The organism is Bacillus sp. SJS, assembly GCF_000732485.2.
GTDB lineage: Bacteria > Bacillota > Bacilli > Bacillales > Bacillaceae > Metabacillus_B > Metabacillus_B sediminis.
Map to the genome: position 1 here is coordinate 122512 of NZ_JAQV02000023.1, position 21391 is coordinate 143902.

At 46.5% G+C, this 21391-nt stretch carries 18 protein-coding genes and 1 pseudogene; 18 read left to right on the forward strand and 1 reads right to left on the reverse strand.

The genetic code is table 11. The features are described 5' to 3' along the window. The first annotated feature begins 879 nt into the window (after positions 1-879). The 5 genes from AS29_RS14115 to AS29_RS14135 all read left to right on the forward strand — a co-directional run bounded on the left by AS29_RS14115 (position 880) and on the right by AS29_RS14135 (position 3834). The gene (locus AS29_RS14115) at positions 880-1716 is read left to right on the forward strand and encodes a flagellar hook-basal body protein (protein ID WP_035408113.1); all 837 of its coding nucleotides are present in this window, start codon (positions 880-882) and stop codon (positions 1714-1716) included. A gap of 15 nt (positions 1717-1731) precedes the next feature. Then, positions 1732-2544, forward strand: a complete 813-nt coding sequence (locus AS29_RS14120; RefSeq protein ID WP_035408115.1) for a flagellar hook-basal body protein — start codon at positions 1732-1734, stop codon at positions 2542-2544. A 22-nt stretch (positions 2545-2566) separates the two neighbouring features. Beyond that, on the forward strand, positions 2567-2845 hold the full coding sequence (locus tag AS29_RS14125) for a DNA-directed RNA polymerase subunit beta (protein ID WP_035408117.1): 279 nt from the start codon (positions 2567-2569) through the stop codon (positions 2843-2845). 85 nt (positions 2846-2930) lie between these two features. Next, positions 2931-3365, forward strand: a complete 435-nt coding sequence (gene fabZ, locus AS29_RS14130; RefSeq protein WP_035408120.1) for a 3-hydroxyacyl-ACP dehydratase FabZ — start codon at positions 2931-2933, stop codon at positions 3363-3365. 205 nt (positions 3366-3570) lie between these two features. Continuing rightward, the gene (locus AS29_RS14135) at positions 3571-3834 is read left to right on the forward strand and encodes a hypothetical protein (RefSeq protein WP_035408122.1); all 264 of its coding nucleotides are present in this window, start codon (positions 3571-3573) and stop codon (positions 3832-3834) included. A gap of 33 nt (positions 3835-3867) precedes the next feature. Here AS29_RS14135 and AS29_RS14140 read toward each other — a convergent pair whose 3' ends face one another. Then, entirely contained in the window at positions 3868-4326 is a 459-nt protein-coding gene (locus AS29_RS14140) for a YwpF family protein (protein WP_051860685.1), read from the reverse strand. Between the two features lie 225 nt (positions 4327-4551). Between AS29_RS14140 and ssb the strand changes: the two genes are divergently transcribed. The 13 genes and pseudogenes from ssb to AS29_RS21095 all read left to right on the forward strand — a co-directional run bounded on the left by ssb (position 4552) and on the right by AS29_RS21095 (position 20871). Then, positions 4552-4899, forward strand: coding sequence for a single-stranded DNA-binding protein (gene ssb, locus AS29_RS14145; RefSeq protein ID WP_035408124.1), 348 nt, complete (start codon positions 4552-4554; stop codon positions 4897-4899). Between the two features lie 230 nt (positions 4900-5129). Then, entirely contained in the window at positions 5130-5750 is a 621-nt protein-coding gene (locus AS29_RS14150; protein WP_035408127.1) for a DedA family protein, read from the forward strand. A gap of 118 nt (positions 5751-5868) precedes the next feature. Further along, positions 5869-6873: pseudogene (locus tag AS29_RS22075) on the forward strand (HAMP domain-containing protein); the annotation flags it as partial. Between the two features lie 156 nt (positions 6874-7029). Then, positions 7030-7818, forward strand: coding sequence for a methyl-accepting chemotaxis protein (locus AS29_RS22080; RefSeq protein WP_442854536.1), 789 nt, complete (start codon positions 7030-7032; stop codon positions 7816-7818). A 62-nt stretch (positions 7819-7880) separates the two neighbouring features. Continuing rightward, positions 7881-8282, forward strand: a complete 402-nt coding sequence (locus AS29_RS14160) for a hypothetical protein (RefSeq protein WP_231889947.1) — start codon at positions 7881-7883, stop codon at positions 8280-8282. A gap of 190 nt (positions 8283-8472) precedes the next feature. After that, a complete protein-coding gene (locus tag AS29_RS14165; RefSeq protein WP_035408130.1) occupies positions 8473-8817 on the forward strand; it encodes a hypothetical protein in 345 nt (114 codons plus the stop codon). A 1037-nt stretch (positions 8818-9854) separates the two neighbouring features. Then, a complete protein-coding gene (locus AS29_RS14175; RefSeq protein ID WP_035408135.1) occupies positions 9855-10148 on the forward strand; it encodes a WXG100 family type VII secretion target in 294 nt (97 codons plus the stop codon). Between the two features lie 89 nt (positions 10149-10237). Next, positions 10238-10477 (forward strand): EsaB/YukD family protein, encoded by a 240-nt coding sequence (locus tag AS29_RS14180; RefSeq protein ID WP_035408137.1) that lies wholly within the window; start codon positions 10238-10240, stop codon positions 10475-10477. Between the two features lie 14 nt (positions 10478-10491). Next, complete coding sequence (gene essB, locus AS29_RS14185) at positions 10492-11859, forward strand: type VII secretion protein EssB (RefSeq protein WP_035408139.1); 1368 nt, start codon at positions 10492-10494, stop codon at positions 11857-11859. Positions 11860-11928: 69 nt separating this feature from the next. Then, entirely contained in the window at positions 11929-16398 is a 4470-nt protein-coding gene (gene essC / locus AS29_RS14190; protein WP_035408141.1) for a type VII secretion protein EssC, read from the forward strand. Further along, the gene (gene esaA / locus AS29_RS14195; RefSeq protein ID WP_035408143.1) at positions 16395-19313 is read left to right on the forward strand and encodes a type VII secretion protein EsaA; all 2919 of its coding nucleotides are present in this window, start codon (positions 16395-16397) and stop codon (positions 19311-19313) included. Before essC ends, esaA begins: the two co-directional genes overlap by 4 nt. A 19-nt stretch (positions 19314-19332) precedes the next feature. After that, the gene (gene essA, locus AS29_RS14200; RefSeq protein ID WP_035408145.1) at positions 19333-19872 is read left to right on the forward strand and encodes a type VII secretion protein EssA; all 540 of its coding nucleotides are present in this window, start codon (positions 19333-19335) and stop codon (positions 19870-19872) included. Positions 19873-20319: 447 nt separating this feature from the next. Continuing rightward, positions 20320-20871 carry an REP-associated tyrosine transposase gene (locus tag AS29_RS21095; protein ID WP_082883861.1) on the forward strand — a complete coding sequence of 184 codons (552 nt, stop codon included), beginning with the start codon at positions 20320-20322 and terminating at the stop codon, positions 20869-20871. Positions 20872-21391 lie beyond the last annotated feature (520 nt).

The window sequence follows — 21391 nt, forward strand, 5'->3', positions numbered from 1 at the left end:
AGCACTAAACCTCCGTCCCCCCTCACTCAAAAAGCGTTAGTTGACAGGGGGTCAGAGGGACGATGCTTGTTCCCTCGGTCCTTTAAAGTGTTGAGGGTCAGTGCATTGCACTGACCCTCGCTCTGCTAAAGCACTAAACCTCCGTCCCCGCCACCAAAAAACGTTTAGTTGTCAGGGGTTCGGAGCACCGATGCTTGTTCCCCCGCTCCTTTAAAGTGTTGAGGGTCAGTGCAAACTTCAACCGCGGATATGAAGGTGGAAATGAAAACAGTTTACATGGCCGTGCCTGACCCGCCCTTCGCTAATGGACTAAAGCTCCGGCACCAACTCCAAAAACCGTTGGTACACAAGGCATCAGCGCCCACCGCCTCCGTCCCCGTATGCGGTGAAGAATGTGGGGACTGGCACCGTGCCTGACCCGCCCTCCGCTAATGAACTAAAGCTCCGGCACCAACTCCACAAAACGTTGGTACACAAGGCATCAGCGCCCACCGCCTCCGTCCCCACATACGGTGAAAAATGTGGGGACTGACCCCACTCAACCCCAATCCAACCGCCGCCACCCCCCCAAAAAAAATCCCCACAAAAAAAGGGCACCCCGAGCCCTCACTGATCCAGTCCATCAGCAAGGCCTCTTTGGGTGCCTGAAATGCGGTTCAGATTAAGTGGGAACAAAATCGAACCAAAACACAATTTGAAAGGGGAACATAAAAGATATGTCCCAAATACATTATACGACATTTTGTCGGTTTTTGAAGGGTTATAGTAAAAATTTGTTGCAATTTGTCGAAAAAAATAAAGTAGGAGTTTTCATGAATTGTCATTTATAATAGAAATAGGAAAAAAGGCGCTTCACAATGCGCCGATATGAGGTGGATTATGCTTCGAGGGCTTTATACGGCTGCGGCCGGCATGCTTTCGCAACAGAAACGGACAGAAATGCTGTCAAACAACATCGCCAACGTGAATACGCCCGGCTATAAATCAGACCAGGCGGCCATCCGTGCTTTTCCTGAAATGCTGCTCAGCAGAATGGAAGGCAAGGATGCTCCAACCCAGAACCCCATGAATTTTGGAACCCAGACGCCAATCGGCTCTTTGAATACAGGTGCTTACGTCCAGGAACTTGTCCCCCAGTTTACGCAAGGTGATTTAAGAGAAACTGGCTTGCCGTCAGATATCGCTCTTTTAGAGGAAACGGTGCCTGCGAACGCGGATACCGGAATGAAAGGCTTCCTTCTTTTCGCAGTCGGAATGCCGGATGGACAAGTCCGCTATACACGGAACGGCCATTTTACATTAAATGATCAAAACCAGCTTACGTCCCAGGGCGTCCCTGTTCTTTCCACAGCAGGCGCACCGATTACGATTACGGGTGATGATTATGAAATCACCCAGGACGGCCGTGTAAGAATCGGCGGACAGGAAACCTCTCAAATCGATGTCCGTTTTGCAGGCGACGTCCGCAATCTCGTTAAAGAAGGAAACGGTTTGTTCAGAACAGCGGATAACGCTGCACTGTCGACCGCAGCCGGGAATGCAAACGTTCGATATTCCCTGAAGCAGGGCTTCACAGAAGGCTCGAATGTGGATACAGCCCGTGCCTACACCGAGATGATGACCGCCTACCGTTCATTTGAAGCGAATCAAAAAGTATTGCAGGCGTATGACCGCAGCCTTGATAAAGCTGTAAATGAAATTGGCCGGTTAAGCTAATGAGGAGGAAATAACATGCTGAACTCCATGATTACGGCTTCCAACACGATGAACCAGGTGCAGAAGCAGCTCGACATAATTGGGCATAATATAGCCAACGTCGATACACAGGGATTCAAGCGCACGAATACAACGTTCGGTGAACTTGTCCGCCAGCAATACGACAACCAATCTGACCTGAACAAAGAGGTTGGCCGATCAACCGATTTCGGAATTCGCCAGGGAGTCGGAGCCCAGCTGATGCAAAATGTCGTCTTTAGCCAGGGAACCATTAAAAAAACGGAGCGTAACCTTGATTTTGCTTTCACGAAGCCGGGCCAGTTCTTAAAAGTGGAGGCAGATGGGCAAACTCGCTATACACGAAGCGGGGCGCTTTATCTTTCTGCAGAGGCAAACGGCAAGCTTGGGCTGGTGAATGCCAGCGGCCAGCGAATTTTAGACGAAAACAATCAGCCGATTTTGCTGAACGAAAATGCTTCTTCCATCACTATTTCAGCCAACGGAACGCTGACAGCGCTTGACGGAAATGGACAGCCTGCCGGAACAGTCAACCTCGGCATCGTTCAATCCAACAAACCGCAATCACTCGTGCAGACAAACGGCAATCTTTATACACTTTTGAATCCGAATGACCAGACGGCCGTGACGAATCTGACTGGTGCAGGACGGGGACAGATTTCTGTAGAGCAGGGTGCTCTGGAAATGTCGAACGTCGATGTATCAAAAGAAATGACCGACATGCTCGTTTCACAGCGGGCGTATCAATTTAATGCAAAGTCCATTACAATCGGCGATCAGATGCTGGGATTAATCAACTCTGTCCGCTAATTATGCCGAAGGGGTTTTCACCATGGCTTCCAAAGACGCGTCCATGACCCGTGAAAAATATAAACAGGAAAAGGAAGCACAGGATCCAGCTCAAGAGGAAACGAAGCCTGCCGGGAAAATCCGGATTCGGCTCTTTCCGATTTGGATGCGTTTATTAATTGTGGCCTTCCTGTTTATTCTGGCTGCCATTACTGGGGCAATGGTCGGGTATGGAGTCATTGGAGATGGGAATCCGCTTGATGTACTAAAACCATCCACATGGCAACATATCGTGGACCTGGTTGAAAAAGAGTCCGAATAAGTCTATACTCATGTTTGCGAAAGGAAGGATTCTCCTTCATTTTTGCCGTATACATAGATAGGAAGATGAAAGGAGTCCGACCCATATGCTAGATATTCAGCAGATTAAAGAAATCATTCCTCACCGTTATCCGTTTTTACTGGTGGACCGCATCCTTGAAGTAGAAGAAGGGGCGCGTGCCGTCGGAATTAAAAATGTATCCGCGAATGAAGAATTTTTCAACGGACATTTCCCTGACTACCCGGTTATGCCTGGAGTATTAATTGTAGAAGCGCTCGCGCAGGTTGGAGCGGTAGCGATGCTTAAAAAAGAAGAAAATCGCGGCAGACTCGCATTTTTCACAGGAATCGACAATTGCCGATTTAAAAAACAAGTAAAACCAGGCGATCAGCTTCGCCTTGAAGTCGAAATCATCCGTTCCCGCGGCGCCCTTGGCAAAGGAAAAGCATCGGCAACCGTAGACGGACAAATTGTGTGCGAAGCAGAAATCATGTTTGCACTGGGCGAAAAAACAGAATAAAAAAAAGACGCGTGAAACCCTGACGGAGATCGCGCGTCTTTTATTTTTTTACCGGTGCCTTCGCCTTCTTCGTTCCGGCAAAAAGCACAGCCATTCCTGCAAGTACCGCAGCAGCGTATTTCATCGTACCCCTCCTTCGAATGAGCGGTTTTTTCGTGGGGCATGCTAATTCTTGAGAATAAACATCAAGAAGGGAGCATGCAGCATGAAAAAAGTATTTGGTCTTTTAACCGGTCTGATCCTGGCAGCGGGCTTAGCCGGATGCTCAGATGATCCGGATCCCGAAGAAAAAAAGGATGAAAATCCGCCGGTGGAACAGGAAAATTACAACATGGAGCTTAAAAACGGCAACATGGCCCCGGGCAATATGAGACATGGACATGACCCGCAGAAGCTGGACGGCCGTATGGATAACAAGACCGAGAGACAAAAAGAAGAAATGATGAAAAAAGATATGAAAAAGGACTAACAAAGAAGCCGGTCATCCTATAGACTGGCTTCTTTATTTAGTCGTTACAGATTCCTGCTGATCCTGTGTTTTATGCCACTGGGCGGAAAAAGCCTGCAGCAGGTCTTCACCATCTAATCCTTCATCCAAAAGCTCCGTTAAAATTCTCTCCGCATTTCCGAATGGGCGGTTTGAAACCATTCTTCCGGAAAATAAAACGGAAATCAGGTTATTTTCGAGCGCCACCACATTGCTTATTGCCGCTCTTAATTTAGCAGGGGTATTCGTTCTTTTGGAAATGGTAATCACAAGGGTGTGTTCATTCTTTTCATCCATAAGCTTTTGGAAGCGGTCCAAATGCTCGCTGCTGATCAGCGACTCAAGAAGCCAATCATTTTCGCCGTCCTTTTTGTTTATGACGAGGCCATCGTTTAAAGGAATCTCATCATAATGGCGGCCGTTCTCATCATTCCGTGCAATCTTCATGGAAACAAGCTTAAACGTCTTCATCATCATCCACCTCCGCATTGTTTTCCAGTCGTTTTTACCATTATAACATAGCGCATTATTTTTCTTATCTTTTACGAAAATCGCAAAATAGATCCTTTAAATGGCCAGAACCTATCGTCTGTATCTTCATCAAGTGAAAATAGACGCCTAAAAATAAATTTTCCTGATTTTCCCTATTTCCAAACATCCATTACAATACGATTGACTAGGAAGGAAAGGAGAAACAGGATGATCAATCATGTAACGCTAGTAGGGCGTCTTACGAAGGATCCGGATATCCGCTACACGAAAGAAGGAGCCCCGGTTGCCCACATCACCCTCGCTGTCAGCCGTAATTTCAAAAACCACGCCGGTGAAATCGAAACTGATTTCGTCAATTGTACCCTGTGGAGAAGAACAGCCGAAAACACGGCGAATTACTGCCAAAAGGGCTCCATCGTCGGTGTCACCGGAAGAATCCAATCCCGAAAATACGAAAACGCAGAACGCAAAATGGTCTACGTCACAGAAGTCGTCGCAGACTCCGTCCGATTCATGAGCGGCCGTCCGCGCGAGCTCGCCGAACAGGAAACCTGATTTTCTGCTAACCTCCCTCTTATAGAAAAAATCACAAAACCCCTCTGATCCTCGTCTGCCCAGCTGAAACCTATTCAGCTGGTGTTTTTTATATATCGCCAACCCCCCTCCTGGTTTGCCCCGCCGCCTTTTCGGGAAGTCTTTTAGGGAGAATGTGAAACCTTTTAGGCTCTTAATCCGTACTAATGGTTTCGGGGACGGGTAGATCGAAACAGGAGGCACGATTTCTAATGGAAAATTGGATTACACAATTTATGGAGCAGTTTGGGTACTTGGGGATCTTTTTAATGATTGCATTGGAGAATGTGTTCCCTCCGATTCCGTCAGAGGTCATTCTCCCGTTCGGAGGCTTTATGACGACCACTGCGGGGCTGACGATTCCGGGGGTCATTTTAGCGGCGACTGCCGGTTCGGTGCTTGGAGCCTTGATCCTTTATTATGTAGGCAGGCTGCTGGATGTAGAGCAGCTGGAGAAGTTTGTGGACAAATGGGGCCACATTTTGCTTGTTTCAAAGAAAGAAATTCACCGGGGCGATGCCTGGTTTGATCGATATGGAAAATGGACGGTCTTCTTTTGCCGTATGGTGCCGTTTGTAAGAAGTGTCATTTCCATCCCGGCCGGTATGTCCAACATGAACGTATGGCTTTTCCTGATTTATACGACACTTGGAACGCTGATCTGGAATACGCTCCTCGTTATTTTAGGCGCGATGCTCGGGGAAGCGTGGCCGAAAATCGGAGAATATATGAGCATCTATTCAAATATCATCTATGCCGTGCTCGCGGTTCTGCTTGTGATGGTCATTGTATGGTATGTGAAAAGAAGAAAGAAATTTAAAAAACAGAAATAACGTGTGCCGGGCTTCCAATAGGAGGTCCGTTTTTTTTATTCAACTTCTGTCGGAGTCTGTCGATAAATAGCATGTAATCATCATCTGAGAATCGGAGTGCATGCTAATGTTTAAAAATATGAAAATCCGCAATCGTCTGATCCTTTTTACGGCGGTTCTGCTGATCGTTCCAGCCTTGTCGATCGGCATTTTCGGATATATAGCAGCGAAAAAAGAAGTGAAAGACCAGATTGAAAACTCAGCTTCCGAGCAGGTTACGCTCTTAACCGGCCTGACAGACGAATTCTTTAAAAATAAACGGGATGTCGTCGAACTGTTTTCACAAACGTTAAATAGCACAGCCTTTGAAAATGAATCATACCTGAATGAGCGGTTAGGCTATATAAGCAATTCCTTTCAAGAAGTGACACTAACCTATGTGGGGACAAAAGACGGCAGTATGTACAGTTTTCCAAGAACCGAATTTCCGGAAGGTTACAATCCCACCGAACGCGAATGGTATAAAGAAGCGATCGCAAACAAAGGGGAATCCATTATCACGAGCCCCTATAAGGATGAAGCAACTGGGAAAATGGTCGTGACCATCGCAAGTGCATTAACCGACGGCAGCGGAGTTATGGCCATGGATATTGATCTGGCCGTCCTTGCTAAATCCACTTTGGATACGAAAATCGGCAACAAAGGGTATCCAAGCATTTTAGACCAAAATGGAAAAATCGTTGTCCACCCGACGCTTAAAGCGGGTGAAAAACTGGATAAAAGCATCAGCGAACCCATTTTCAAATCAGAAAAAGGATCCTTCAGCTATACATTTAAAGGCTCAAACAAATCCATGATGTTCGAAACGAGCGAACAGACCGGCTGGAAGGTGCTTGGAACGATTGATACGGCAGAATTCACCGAGCAATCTGCGCCTATTTTACTCAACATGATCATCGTAATTGTAATTTTTATAGTAGTCGGAACGGTCTTCAATTACTTCACCATCCGCTCCATTGTTCGTCCAATCCGTATTTTATCCGACGTTGCCAGACAGGTAAGCGAAGGAGATTTGACCGAAAAGGTAAACGTGAAATCAAAGGATGAACTAGGCCAGCTTGGAATTGCATTCAATAAAATGATCGATTCCCTAAAAAACCTGCTATCCCAAATCGAACACTCATCTGACACACTTTTAGCATCCTCAGAGCAGGTCCAGGAGCACTCCCGCCAGGTAAGCGGCATTACGAAGGAAATTGCCCAATCTGTAGATGAACTGTCAGACGGAGCAGAAACGCAAATGGTGAGTACCGAAGAAACTGCAAAGGCTGTCCAGGAAATCGCAACAGGAGTCCAATACGTAGCAGAACGGGCTGCATCAGTGAGCCTCACTGTTTCAGAAGCAGCCGAACAGACGCAAAAAGGCAGCATCTATATTGATAAAGCCGTCAAGCAAATGGACGACATCTATCATTCTGTCGAGGAAACAACCCGCCTCGTAATCGAGCTCGGAGACAAATCCGCAGAAATCAATAAAATTGTCGACGTCATTACGGCTATTTCCGAACAAACGAACCTGCTCGCCCTGAACGCCGCCATCGAAGCCGCACGGGCAGGCGAGCACGGCAAAGGCTTTGCCGTAGTAGCAGATGAGGTAAGAAAGCTTGCTGAGGGCTCCAAGCAGTCAGCCGAGCAAATCACCACCCTCATCCGTTCCATCCAAAAGAGAACGAACCTCGTCATCGATCACATGGCGAAAGAAAAAGAACAGGCAGCAGGCGGGCTTGATTTAATTAAAGAAACCGGTGACAACTTCACCATGATTCAAAAAGCGGTCCAAGACGTCAACTCGCAGATCCAGGAAGTGTCCGCTACCGCAGAGCAAATGTCCGCAAGCTCCGAGGAAGTCACAGCATCCGTCGAAGAAATGGCCAGCATCGCAACCGAATCCGCAAGCTCCACCCAGCAAGTCGCAGCCGGAGCCCAGCAGCAATACTCATCCATGGAAGAAATCGGCCAGTCCATCAACAAACTCGCTGAACTAGCAGCCGGACTGAAAACAGAAGTAGCAAAATTTAAGACGAAGTAAGGGAAGAGGGGAGGAAACTCCTCTTTTTCTATTTAACCTATTTCGAATATACAGTGTCCTAAATGGATATTTATGTTAAATTTAGAATAGGCGCAGAAAAGGAATTAAACACTTTAATAGAAGAACAATGGGGGAGCGAAGAGATGAGGAAAAGAAAGGTAACGATCATCATTTGTATTGTCTTATTTGTATTAATGATTGCCCCGCCAATTTTAGCTCCAATCACGCACAATGATCACTCTCCAAGAAGTGCGATAAGAAACTATCTGCAAAGTAATGGCCACCCTTATCAAAGCTTCCTCGCAGTCATTACAAATAAAAATATTAAAGACACACAATACGGGGCGCTATATTCTGTCTTATGGAAAGATTGGGATAGTGAAACAGGTGACACTGGTACATTATGCTATGCGAAAAAGAGTATTGAATCCACGGATAAAATATCTTGTGGCACTGGTCCTTAATATGGAATACTGCGAGTTTTATAGAAGAGTAATGTGAAGGGTATCGGTTGATTTTAAAAAGATATCCAGTATTAATATTGGATATTCATGACCGTATAAATATGAAATCTTGAAACTTCTACGTAAACTAAACAGTCAGTTTCGTTTGAAGAAAAAATCAAATAACAACTTATTAAAGAGGGTTAGTAGAATGAAGAAAATTACTGGTTGGATCCTTGCTTTAGCTGCGCTTTTGGCAGGTGGGGCACTTTATTATTTCATAACAATATCTCTATACGAACCATCAGAAGATTTATATAGCTTTCCAGTTCCTAAAAATGCTGAGCTAGTCCAGAAAAACGAACATGGAAATAGTTATGATTGGTCAAAAGCATCAGAAGAAAACGGGATACCATTTGGATATGAATTAGTACTTAAAGCCAATGGATGGAAAAAAGGAGAAAGAGAAGGGGCTTCTGTTTATTACACAAAAGGAAATTACAAAATAGACCTGATCTCGTCAACTGAACATTTGGGCATCATTAGAGCTAACTAATACACCTTATTCAGCTAACTGGTTCTTTAACAAAAGGCTATGGTAAGGATGGTGTTAACTATTCACACCTTTTAATTGAAGTGGAAGACACAGGATACCAGTGAGAGCAGCGAGACACATACTTTTGCCCACCGCCCTCCCGTGGATAAGCGAGTGACTGAAGCGGAAATCAGTAGCCGCTATAATAAGCCATTTCTAAATGTTATTCGTCATGAGCCAGTTTCAAAGAGTCTTTTAAATAAGTTAAAGTGTAAAACCAACCTCTCACACCCTGTTGATTGTAGCGGAAGACACGAGACTCCAGCGGGAGCAGCGGGACAGGTGAGACCCCGCAAGCGCCTGGCGCTGGGGAGGCTCACCGCCCGCCCCGCGGAAAGCGAGTGGCTGCAGCGGAGATCAACAGCCAAATATAAAAAAGCTCTATATTAAGCTATTTCTTTATGTTTTTCCGTCATAAACCAGTTTTGAAGAGTCTTTTAATTGAATCTAAGTTAAAGTGTAAAACCAACCTCTCACACCCTGTTGATTGCAGCGGAAGACACGAGACTCCAGCGGGAGCAGCGGGACAGGTGAGACCCCACAGGCGCTTGCGCCGCGGAGGCTCACCGCCCGCCCCGCGGAAAGCGAGTGTCTGCAGCGGAAATCAACAGCCAAATTTAGAAGAGTTATATTTTAACTAAAAACACCACAAAAACCTATAATACTTCTATCCAAAGTAATTCCCTCTAATAAATCCCCCAACATGACAAATCCTACAATTTCCTAACAACCACAAAACATTTCCATCTATCTCGTAAATTTTCTTCCACATACTAGAAATTAATTATTTTTAGACTTTTCTGTCGAAATAAGCAGTAAGTTTCAAATAAAAAAAAGAAATAAGAAATATTTCCTCATTATTTATGGTTTATAACTTCCAAATTCGGGTAGAAGTAGATAGAATTAACCAATTTTCTACTAATTTCTAAGTATCAATTGAAATTAGGGTCGGTTTAATTTTACAATTAAAGTAAATTCGGGTAAGGGAGATGTTTAAAATGGCAGGACTTATTAAAGTAACACCAGAAGAACTTGTAGTAAAATCAAACGATTTCAAAGCAGAGAGCGAAAATGTACACCAGCAAATTACACGTTTAAATGGTAAAATGGACGAGCTTAGAGATCTATGGAAAGGTTCTGCAAGTGAAGCATTCTCCGAGCAGTGGGAAACACTAAGACCTTCTGTTGAGAAAATGGAAACAATGCTAGCAGAAGTTAGCCAACAGCTTAACAAAACAGCTGATGCTCTTCGCAACGCTGACCAAGACATCGCTAACCAAATCCGCGGCTAATTTTTTAGTCACTTAATCCAGCAAAGACGCTTGGAAGCGCCATACTCTTCGCGGATTATGGCGCTTCTTCATTTTTGAGGTGAAAAGGCATGTATATTGAAGTAACAGTTGACTTAAAAAATTATACTGGAGAAGTGTTTGACCTTCGCCTATCAGACTATCATTCTGTCAAGAAAATGATTGATATCGTCTGGCAGGCTAAATGCATTTCTGACCCACCTCGAGAAGGGCATTGGGTCCGCGTTCCGAACAAGCAGAAGGTCATCCCTGGTGACCGCCAGCTTGCGGAAAGCGGCATTATGACTGGAGACCGACTTGAAATACTGTAAAGGAGCCAGAGAACATGGCAGAAAAGAATCCTGACTATTTGGAGCAGCAGCTCGAATGCAGCATCACAAAAGACAATCCGGAACGTTCGTTTATTTTTCAGCAGGAAAAAATCAAGCTGGATGATCCGCTTGAAATTGCCATGCTCGAAAAGATCGACTCCGATATTCAAAGAAAGATAGAAATGACAGAGGATGAACTCCTTATTCATATAAAACCGGCCGATTCCTACCAAAACTTCAATGAAATTCATAAAAAAAACCGCCACAGCCGCTGGGTGTTTGCCCACCAGCTAGTTGAAAAGGTAAAATCCCACACGTATCCGAGACTTCATCTTATTGTCGCTCCGGATAACCTGGTGCTCACAAAAGGACTGGCACCTGCATTCCTGCATTATGGTGTGAAAGAGAGCATTCCGCCATATGAAAAGGATGAAGAGCGGATCTGGCACGAAGTGAGAGCCGTTATTGCGGCTGCCGTAGACGAAAAATTTACATTTGAGCAGTATATCAAATTCCACGATACGCTTCAGGTTTCTCCGCTTGTGAAAGAAATATTTGATGCGAAAACTACCGAGGATCTTTCCGCATTGATCAGCAGAAAAATTATGCTGCTGGAAGAAAAAGATCGAAGTCTTGTACATATACCGGAGAAGAAGTGGAAAACGTTTCGCTACGCTGCACTAGGGCTCCTCATACTTTTGATTCCCGCTATTATTTATACGGCCTATTCTGTATTTTTCCTTCAGCCAAGAGACGCGGCATTTGTCAGCAGCGGAGAGAATTATCAAACAAGCAATTACAGTGAAGTAATCAATGACCTTGAAAAATACAAGGTTGAGTCTATGCCTAAGGTTGTAAGATATCAACTCGCTCATTCCTATATTGTGACAGGGGATTTTGTTAAAGGAACCCAAAAGGAAAACATCCGTAAAAGGCTGAACCTAAGGACCGACGAGCGGTATTATGAGTACTTTATTCGAATGGGCCGCGGGGAAAGTGAAAAAGCAATAGAAGTCGCAAGAAACCTTGCTGACCGATTTATCTTGACGGTTGCGCTTATTCAATATAAAGGGGACCTCCAAGCAAATAAAGAGATGAAAAGTGAAGAAAGACAGGCGAAAATAAAAGAACTTGATTCCGAAATTGCTGAAAATACAAAGAAAATAGATGAAGATAAAGCTCAAGCAGCAGAAGAAGAAAGAAAAAAACAGGAAGCTCTTGATAAAGTAGAAGAAGAACAGGCAAAAGAAGCAGCAGAAAAGCAGCCAGCAGTACCGGCAGCAGGAAAGCCAGCAGCTCCAGCTCCGGGAAAACAGCCTGCTGCACCAGCAACAGGGAAACAACCGGCACCTGAACAGCCTGCTGCGCCAAAGACCAACTGATGAAAAGGTCCACCTCAAGTCCCTTGAGGCGGGCCTTATATTAGCACTAAACAGAGGAGGTATCCTTTCATGAGCACGTTATGGGTCTTTTATCAGCGGACTTATCAGCCATATTCAATTACCGATTCGACAACACGCACGCTGACCATCGGGCCGGAATACAGTGATACGCTAACGGTGCGCTCGTTCCCTTTTTCCTCAGGAGCCCTGGAGCTGACGAGAGAAGAAGGGAAGAGTGAATTTCTGATTGGAATCAATGGAGAAAAGAAGGGGAGCCTTGCAGAAAAGGGCTCGTTCGTATGGGAAGAAGACGGACATACCCTCGTTCTTTGTCTCACTCCTGATCTCCAAAAAACCAGATCCCTGTTCACCGGATACGAGCACGAAATTCTTTTCTCTGCAGATGAAGAAGCGCAGGTTACAAGCGCGAGCCCGACCTCAGATGGGTCGTTCCGGCTGATTAAACAGAGTCAGGGCTGGACGCTCGAATCCGCAAGCAGCCGTTTATACAAAAACGGACATCGTATCGATGGAAAAACCGATATACAAATTGGAGACATCCTCCTCTGGGGATTTATGACGATCACGGTTGTCGATGAAGACATCATGGCGGTCTCTGATTTGGAGGACTTCAAAACGACCCTGACTGAAGCAAGAAAGCCGGAAAGCGAAATGAAGAAGAAATACCCGGCCTACCGCAGAACACCACGGATGATTTACGATCTTCCGGATGAAAAAGTAAGCCTGAACATGCCGCTTCAGGAAACAGAGGATACAAACAGAGGACTCTGGCTCATCATCATGCCTCCCCTTGTCATGCTCATCCTTATGGGGATCGTGGCCCTTGTTCAGCCAAGAGGAATTTACATCATTATCACGGTTGCCATGTTTTCCATGACGCTGATTACCTCCACGGTTCAATATTTCAAAGAGCGCGGTCTGCGCAAAAAAAGGGAAGAGCGCCGTGTCCGGGTATACAAAGCCTATTTGGAGCGTTCCCGTGCTGAGCTTCAGGAGCTTTCACAGCGTCAAATGACTGTCCTCCGCTATCATTTTCCTTCCTTTGAAAAAATGAAGTACATGACCGAGGATATTTCAGAACGAATCTGGGAGCGCACCATTGACAGCAAAGACTTTTTGCAGCTTCGGATCGGAAACGGACAAAGTCCGTCCAGCTATTCCGTAACCTTAAGCAGCTCGGACCTTGCAAACAGAGAGATTGACGATTTGCTCGAGCAGTCTCAGGAGCTGGAGAAGGCGTACAAGGAAGTTGGCCCCGTACCCATTCCTGTCCACCTGAAAGATGGAGCAATGGGTCTGATCGGAAAAGAAAAAACGGTTAAAAAAGAGCTTCACCAGCTCATCGGCCAGCTTGCTTTTTCCCACAGCTATCATGATCTCCGCTTTGTCTTCATCTTTGATGAAGCAGAATACGATGATTGGCAATGGATGAAATGGCTCCCGCATTTCCAGCTTCCGCACGCTTATGCTAAAGGGCTGATCTACAATGAGCAGACGAGAGACCAGCTATTATCCTCTTTATACGAAATTATTCGCGAACGCGACATTCAAAAGGATGAAAAAGGCATCTTTTTCTCCCCGCACATCGTGTTCATCGTAACGAATCAGCAGCTGATCGCCGATCATATCATTCTGGAGTATTTAGAAGGCGAGCATCAAAAGCTTGGAATCTCCGCCATTTTCGCAGCGGAAAACAAAGAAAGTCTGACGGAGCATATCCATACGCTCGTCCGCTACGTAAATGAAAAAGAAGGGGACATTGTTATTCAGGAGAAAAAGGCTGTTCAAATTCCGTTTAATCTTGATCAGCACTCGCTCGAAACGAATGAAACCTTCGCAAGAACGCTTCGAACACTTGATCACTTGACCGGTATGACGAACTCCATACCGAACAGCGTGTCTTTCCTGGGCATGTTCCAGGCGAAGGAAGTGGACGAGCTTCCCATTGAACAAAATTGGCTGACAAGGGAATCGGCCAAATCACTTGCCGTTCCAATCGGTTTAAAAGGAAAAGAAGACCTCGTCGAGCTGAATCTGCATGAAAAGGCCCATGGACCACATGGATTGCTCGCCGGAACGACCGGATCCGGAAAAAGTGAATTCCTGCAGACATACATTTTGTCTCTGGCTGCTCACTTCCATCCGCATGAAGTCGCGTTCCTGTTAATTGACTACAAGGGCGGAGGAATGGCGCAGCCATTTAAAAATATGCCGCATCTGCTCGGAACGATTACAAACATTGAAGGCAGCAAAAACTTCAGCGCCCGGGCTCTTGCCTCCATCAAAAGCGAGCTGAAGCGCCGCCAGCGCCTGTTTGACCAGCATACCGTCAACCACATTAACGACTATACAAAGCTATACAAAAAGGGAGAAGCGACTGATCCGCTGCCGCATCTTTTCCTGATCTCCGATGAGTTTGCCGAACTGAAAAGCGAAGAGCCGGACTTCATCCGTGAGCTCGTTTCTGCAGCCCGTATTGGACGGAGCTTAGGTGTCCACTTGATCCTGGCGACCCAAAAGCCAGGCGGTGTAATCGACAACCAAATCTGGAGTAACGCCCGTTTCCGCGTCGCACTTAAAGTACAGGATGCGACCGACAGTAAAGAGATTTTGAAAAACGCGGATGCCGCGGCCATCACCGTAACCGGACGCGGATACCTGCAGGTCGGAAACAACGAAGTGTACGAGCTGTTCCAATCTGCATGGAGCGGGGCGCCCTATAACGAAGAAACGCGTGAGGGCGAGGACGAGGTCGCGCTCGTCACCGATCTCGGCTTTGTTCCGCTCTCAGACGTCTCTGCATCCATCGAGAAAAAGAGGGACGTTCAAACTGAAATCGACGTCGTAGTCGAAAAAATCGCCGAGACCCAAAAGAAGCTCAACATCAAAAAGCTCCCAAGTCCATGGCTGCCGCCGCTTGAAGAACGCATTTCAAGAATAGGGCACATGTCGGAGCAAGAGGGCGAGATTGTCATGGGAATCATCGATGAACCGGAAAAACAAAGCCAAACGGCCTTTGCTTACAACATGATTGACGACGGAAGCATTGGGATTTTCGGTACATCCGGATATGGAAAATCAGTCTCTGCGATGACCCTGCTTATGGGGATGGCAACCAAAATGAGTCCGGAAGAACTTCATGTCTATATCATGGACTTCGGAAACGGAGCGCTGCTGCCATTGCGCCAGCTTCCGCATACAGCTGACTACTTCCTTGTGGATCAGTCCAGAAAAATCGAAAAATTCATGAGTATCCTAAAAGAAGAGCTGGCAAAACGAAAACGCTTATTCCAGCAGCATGAAGTCAGCAGCATCAAAATGTACAACAATTTAAGCGCTGAAAAGCTTCCGGTTATTTTCATCACCATTGATAACTTTGACATCATTAAAGACGAAATGTATGACCTGGAAACTGAATTGAACCAAATTTTAAGGGACGGTCAGTCTCTCGGAATTTATATGATGATTACAGCCTCCCGTGCGAACGCTGTCCGTCATTCAATCATGAGCAACCTGAAAACAAAAATCGCACATTACATGCTTGATTCATCTGAGCTTCATGCCATTGTCGGCCGTCCGCAGTACGCGATGGAAGCCATTCCGGGCCGCGCCTTCATTAAGAAGGAGCATACGTACTTTGCCCAGATGCTCCTGCCGGCAGATGGAGCGAATGATTATGAGTTGCTCGATCAGCTGAAAGAAGACATTCAAATGTTCGTAGAAAAATACAGCAGCTATACCCGTCCAAAACCGGTGCCAATGCTGCCAAACGATCTTTCTACGATTACGTTCTCGCAATACATCGAAGGCCACCAGCGTCCGGGTATTATCCCAATCGGCCTTCACGAGGAACAGGTGCAGCCCGTGCATCTCAACCTGCTGAAAAACAAGCACTGCCTCATCATCGGCCAGTCGCAAAAAGGAAAGACGAATGTGCTTAAAGTCGTCATTAACACCGTGATGGGCCAGCAGGAAGAAAAAATCGCCCTGTTTGATTCGATCGACCGCGGGCTGTCAAGCTATGCGGCGGAAGAAAAAATCGATTACCTGGAGTCAAAGGAGAGCATGACAGCATGGCTCGACTATGTGGAAGCTCTCATGACAGAACGTGAAGAACAGTACATGAAAGCCATCAATGAAGGAAAAGCAGGCGAAGTCACCTTTACACCGCTGCTGCTGGTCATCGACGGCTACGCAAGATTCCTGCAGGCAGCCGACTCGTTAATTCAGGACCGGATTGTGAAGTTTATGAAAAACTTCAGCCATCTTGGATTCAACATCATTGTCGCTGGAAGCAACGCTGAAATTTCAAAAGGCTACGATACACTATCGTCTGAACTGAAACAAATCCGTCAAGCCATTATCCTGATGAAAAAATCCGAGCAAACGATTCTCACCCTTCCATATGACCGGAAGGAAGTCGAAATTAACGCAGGCTTCGGCTATTACGCGGAAAATGGCAGAGTGACAAAAATCCAAATTCCTCTAAGCGCAATTGAAAGGAAGATCTATTCATGACGGAACAAACTAAACACATGATGAAAATGATTCTAGCGGTCGTTCTCATTCTTGCCGTCCCTGCCCTGTTTTTCCAGACCATCGGCCAAAATCCGATGGAGGTACAGGATAAAGCCACCCGCACAATCGCTGTCGTCAACGAAGATACCTATACGGGGGACGATAAAGATAAACTCAGTGACGATATTGCTCAGGTAATGAGTCAAAACCAGGAGTACAATTGGAAAGAGCTTAGCCGCGGTGCAGCCGAAAATGAAATGAGAAACAAGGGGATAGATGCCATCATCTACATTCCCTCCGATTTTACCAACAATATTTTGACATATGAAGAAACCCAGCCTTCTAAAGCAGAATTCAAATTCAAGGTCCAGGACCAGCTTACCGCTGTAGACAAAGAGAAAGTTCTTCGGACCATTGAAGATGCGACAGACGTCGCCAACAAGAAAACCGCGGTCTACTACTGGGACACAATTGCCCAGGAAATGGACGACGTGAAAAAGAAGTTCGATCAAATTCTTGAAAAAGAAGACCAGTTCCAAAAAACAATGGTCGCTTTCTATAAACCAAGCTCAAAAGATCTGTCAGGGGAAATTGAATCCCAGAAACAAATGCTGCAGCAGCTTCAGGCAACGATGCTCGATGCAGCCAAATCAGCACCTGAGCGTGAACAAAATGCAGAGGAATTCCAGAAAAACCTGGCTTCCTTCGTCACATATGTAGACAGCTACCAGCTATATCAGCAAAACCAGATGGAGCTGATGAGAGAGGTTCAGAATCAAACCATCACCGGACTTCAGGCAAGCATGTCCAACCAGACACAGCGTAACAGCGAGTCCTTCCAGAAGATCGACAGCCAGGTCGGCCAACTCAACAATGATATGTCCGCCATCCAAGCAACGCTTCAGGAAGGCTCAGACAACGCAAGCGAAATTGAACGAATTCTCCAAGGCCAAATGGACCGCCAAATCAGCGACCTAAAAGCGGTACAGGCCCAGTATCTGGATCTGTATGAAAAAACAATGGAAGAAACAACGCTAACAGAACTTGAAAAGACGATGGCTTCACTAAGAAAAGAACTGCAAAACACGCCGGATCCGGGTACCCCTGGAACACCTGGAACACCTGGAACACCTGGAACACCAGCCGAGCCTGGCACACCGACTGTTCCTGAAACACCGGAAACACCAGAAGCACCAAATCCAAACCCGATTTCAAGCCTTCAGGAACAGCAAACTGCCCTCAAAGCAGTAGCGGAGCAAGCAAAGCAGCTTCAGGAATCACTTAACAAGATTCCAGATCCAAAGCCAAATGAAGCCGTCAATGCAGCGAACAGCCTGGGCCAGCTTTCCGTAAAAGCAAACGAAATCGAAAAACAGCTCGCTGAAAAAGATGCAAACAATCAAGAATGGCAGAAGAAATATGATCAGCTTGCAAAGGACTATGAAAAGCTATTATCAGATAATAGTGGAATTCTGACCGAAAACCAGCGCCTGAGAGAAGAGAACAAGCGTCTCTCCGACCAAATTCTATTCCTTCAAGGCAATGTCCAGCCGGTTATTGATGCCATTAAGAAAAAAGAACAGGCAATCCTGAGCGATGCCAACCTTACGGAAGAACGGAAAAAAACACTTGAGCCGATTTTCCAGGAGTCCATTCAAAAGGTCACAATTGAACCGCTCTTTGCCTACTATGCAAAACTGGATCAGTATGAATCGACTCTTAAAAACCTGAATTCGTCAGACAGCACAACGAAAAACACCGTGCTGGCAAATGAAGAACTAAACGAAAAAATGAAAACAGCGCTCGCCCCGACAGATGAAGAACGCGAGGCAACAGACGCCATGCAAGGCAACTTCCCGTCCGCTCAGCTTGAAATGACAAAGCTTGAAGAATCTTTCCAGACCTTCATCGCGGACTACAGCGGAAGTGTCGCTGATCAGCAAACGGCCATGATGGATGATATTACAGCCATCCAGACAAACGCTGACACTCTCATGCAGCAGCTGCAATCCGGATCAGCACCTGGCCAGCCGGAACAAGCAGAGCCTGCACAGGCACCAACAAGCGGAACCGGACTCGTATCCGGCACCCAAAGCATCACCGGAACAATCGACCAAATGAATAGTCTCATGGATTCACTAGGTGAACGGCAAACGAACGTCCTCACCTATACAGACGAACTGTATACGAAAGTTGACGAAGTTCAAACGAAATCCGACGAACTTAACGACAAATGGGCAACAAACGTAGCGGCAACCGAGCTATCCAGAGACCAAGTTTATAACGTACTCAGCAACGCACGAATTGACGGCCAGGACAACGGCTTCGTCTACGACCACCTGGCAAACCCGATTCAAATTTCAGGTGAAGAACCAATCGAAAAAGCCAAAACCGTACCGCCAGTCGTCATACTGGTCATCGTCCTGCTAAGCAGCCTGCTTATCGGCTACTTCAGCGGCGTCTATTTCAAAACCGCACCATTCTGGCTTAGAGCAACCCTATTCATCCTGCTCAACGTCATCGTCGGCCTGCTGATCAGCGTATTCGGCACCAACATCTACTCACTCGCTGACGACCGCGCCATCCAATGGTCCATCTTTACGATTGTATTGCTGCTCACAGCATCAAGTCTGATCCGTGTTGCCTACCAGTTCAACAACACAACAGGCATGCTCGCAAGCGTAGCCCTCACAGCCTACTTCGTGAGCCCGCTGCTCGCGCTAACCGTGCCAAACTTTAATTACAGCGATCCAATCTCAATCGTCTATATCTCCATCCAGGAAGAAGCAAGCAACCTCTTCACAGAAGGCGTCCTCGTCCTGGGCGGAATTCTATTAATCCTAACGGTGATCCCATTCATCATCCAAGCCATCATGGACAACCGCGCTTCCCAAAAAGAAGCGCACGAAGCCTAATCCGGATGAGGTGGAAAACATGAACAGAACAAACAAATTGAGAAAAAGAGCCGCCATCCTGACGGCTCTCCTCCTTCTCATCCCGGCAACAGCCGTCCGCGCAGAAGAACAGCTGCCCGAACAGCCCGCCGACATCGAAGACCTTGCACCAAACATATACGAAGAAGAAAAAATCAAACAGCAAACCGACTACTTCCATGAAGACTCCCTATACAAAAAGAAATACAACATACCAGAAGAACTCCAAAATCTTGAGTACGAAGCACCTGATCCCAACAGGGACGAACGACAAATTGAAAAACTCTTCGCCGACTACTCAGCCAACAAACTGGAAGCCAACAGCACTGCCGCCCAAACAGCCGAAGCAGGCCTGTTCATGGACAGCGAAGAAGAACTATTCCAAAGCATCGGTGCCCAGGAGCTCGACCCCAGTTCAGAAGAGGACAAACAAGGATCCACGTTAACCATCTTGTACATCACAATCATTGGGATTGGTCTGCTTCTGATATTGGTCCTATTAATACCAAAGTTGACCGCAGGGAAGAAGGAAGAATTATAAAAGGAAGAGAGCAGAGCGCAGCGCGCTTTGCTCTTTTTTAATGGTGGTATATAAAGGTCAATGCGAATGCACTGACCCTCACTCCGCTAAAGCACTAAACCTCCGTCCCCACTTCAAAAGAACGGTTGGGGGAGTAGGAGGGAGCGAAAGACTGCTCCAGCCCTTGCCGCTGTAAAGCAACGGGGGTCAGTGCACTGCACTGACCCCCACTCTGCTAAAGCATTAAATCTCCGTCCCCATAACCCAAAAACCCTTTAATAACAAGACCCTGCTCACCATTTACTCCTTCCCCCGTCACGTTAAATCACTGCGGGTCAGTGCAACCATAACAACCTCAAAATTCACTTTCTTCAACCCAAAACACATAATTATCCAAATCCCCCTAAAAACCCTCCCAATCCTTTATACTAATCCTGTAAACTAAACCAGAAAGGATTGACCCCAAACATGTCACGCAAGCCAAGAGAATGGAAGCCAAACACCACCTACCACGTCTACTCCCGAGGAAACCGAAGAGAAAACATTTTCTTCTACAAACACGACCGCGAAAAATACCTTCAGCTCCTACAAACAGTACGTGAAACACACCCATTCAAACTCCACGCCTACTGCCTCATGTCCAATCACATCCACCTTCTTATCGAAACCGAAATCCAGCCGCTAGGCTCCATCATGCGAAACCTTCACTCCCGTTACGCCCTTTACATCAATAAACGCCACAAACTCGAAGGACACCTATTCCAAAACCGCTTCGGAGCAACGGAAATTATGAGTGATCAGCAATTTCGGGAGGTTAGCCGCTATATCCATATGAACCCTGTCAAATCCGGCATCGTCCATAACCCAAGCGAATACGTATGGAGCTCCTACGAATGCTATATCCGCAGCACCCCCGACACCCTCATCACCAAAACCAAACTCCAATCCATGTTCATCCAGCCATTCGAAAAAAACTACCAAAAATTCGTCGAAACCAGCAAACAGCCAACGGCTAATTAACCCTCCGGGCGGGAGCACGACGGACTGATCAGAAAGGAAACCCGCCTTTCTGTCACTCCGTAACGTGTCGCTTCAGGACTAAATGGGCCGATAACCGCGGGCTGTACGGCTTACGCCTACACCCCGCAGGTTCCTGTCCCATTTGCGGCAAGCCGCCGTCCTGAACGAGCCGAAAATCCCCTCGAAAATTGTTTACTAACATAATCAAGTTATAAGGAAATAGACAGCCGGCCGGCTGTCTATTTCCTTTCACTTATTCATTTGTTTGCACTGACCCCCGCTCCGCTAAAGCACTAAATCTCCGTCCCCGTCTCTTACAAAGCCAGAAGAGAGAAGGGAGTGTGGTCATACTGCTCATTCCCCCGGTACTGTACAGCAATGGGGGTCAGTGCATTGCACTGACCCCCACTTCGCTAAAGAACTAAACCTCCGTCCCCGCCTCACACGAACCCAGACAGGACAAGGGATAGCGCCTTCGTTCCTCTGACCCCCGATACGTTACCATACTGGGGGTCAGTGC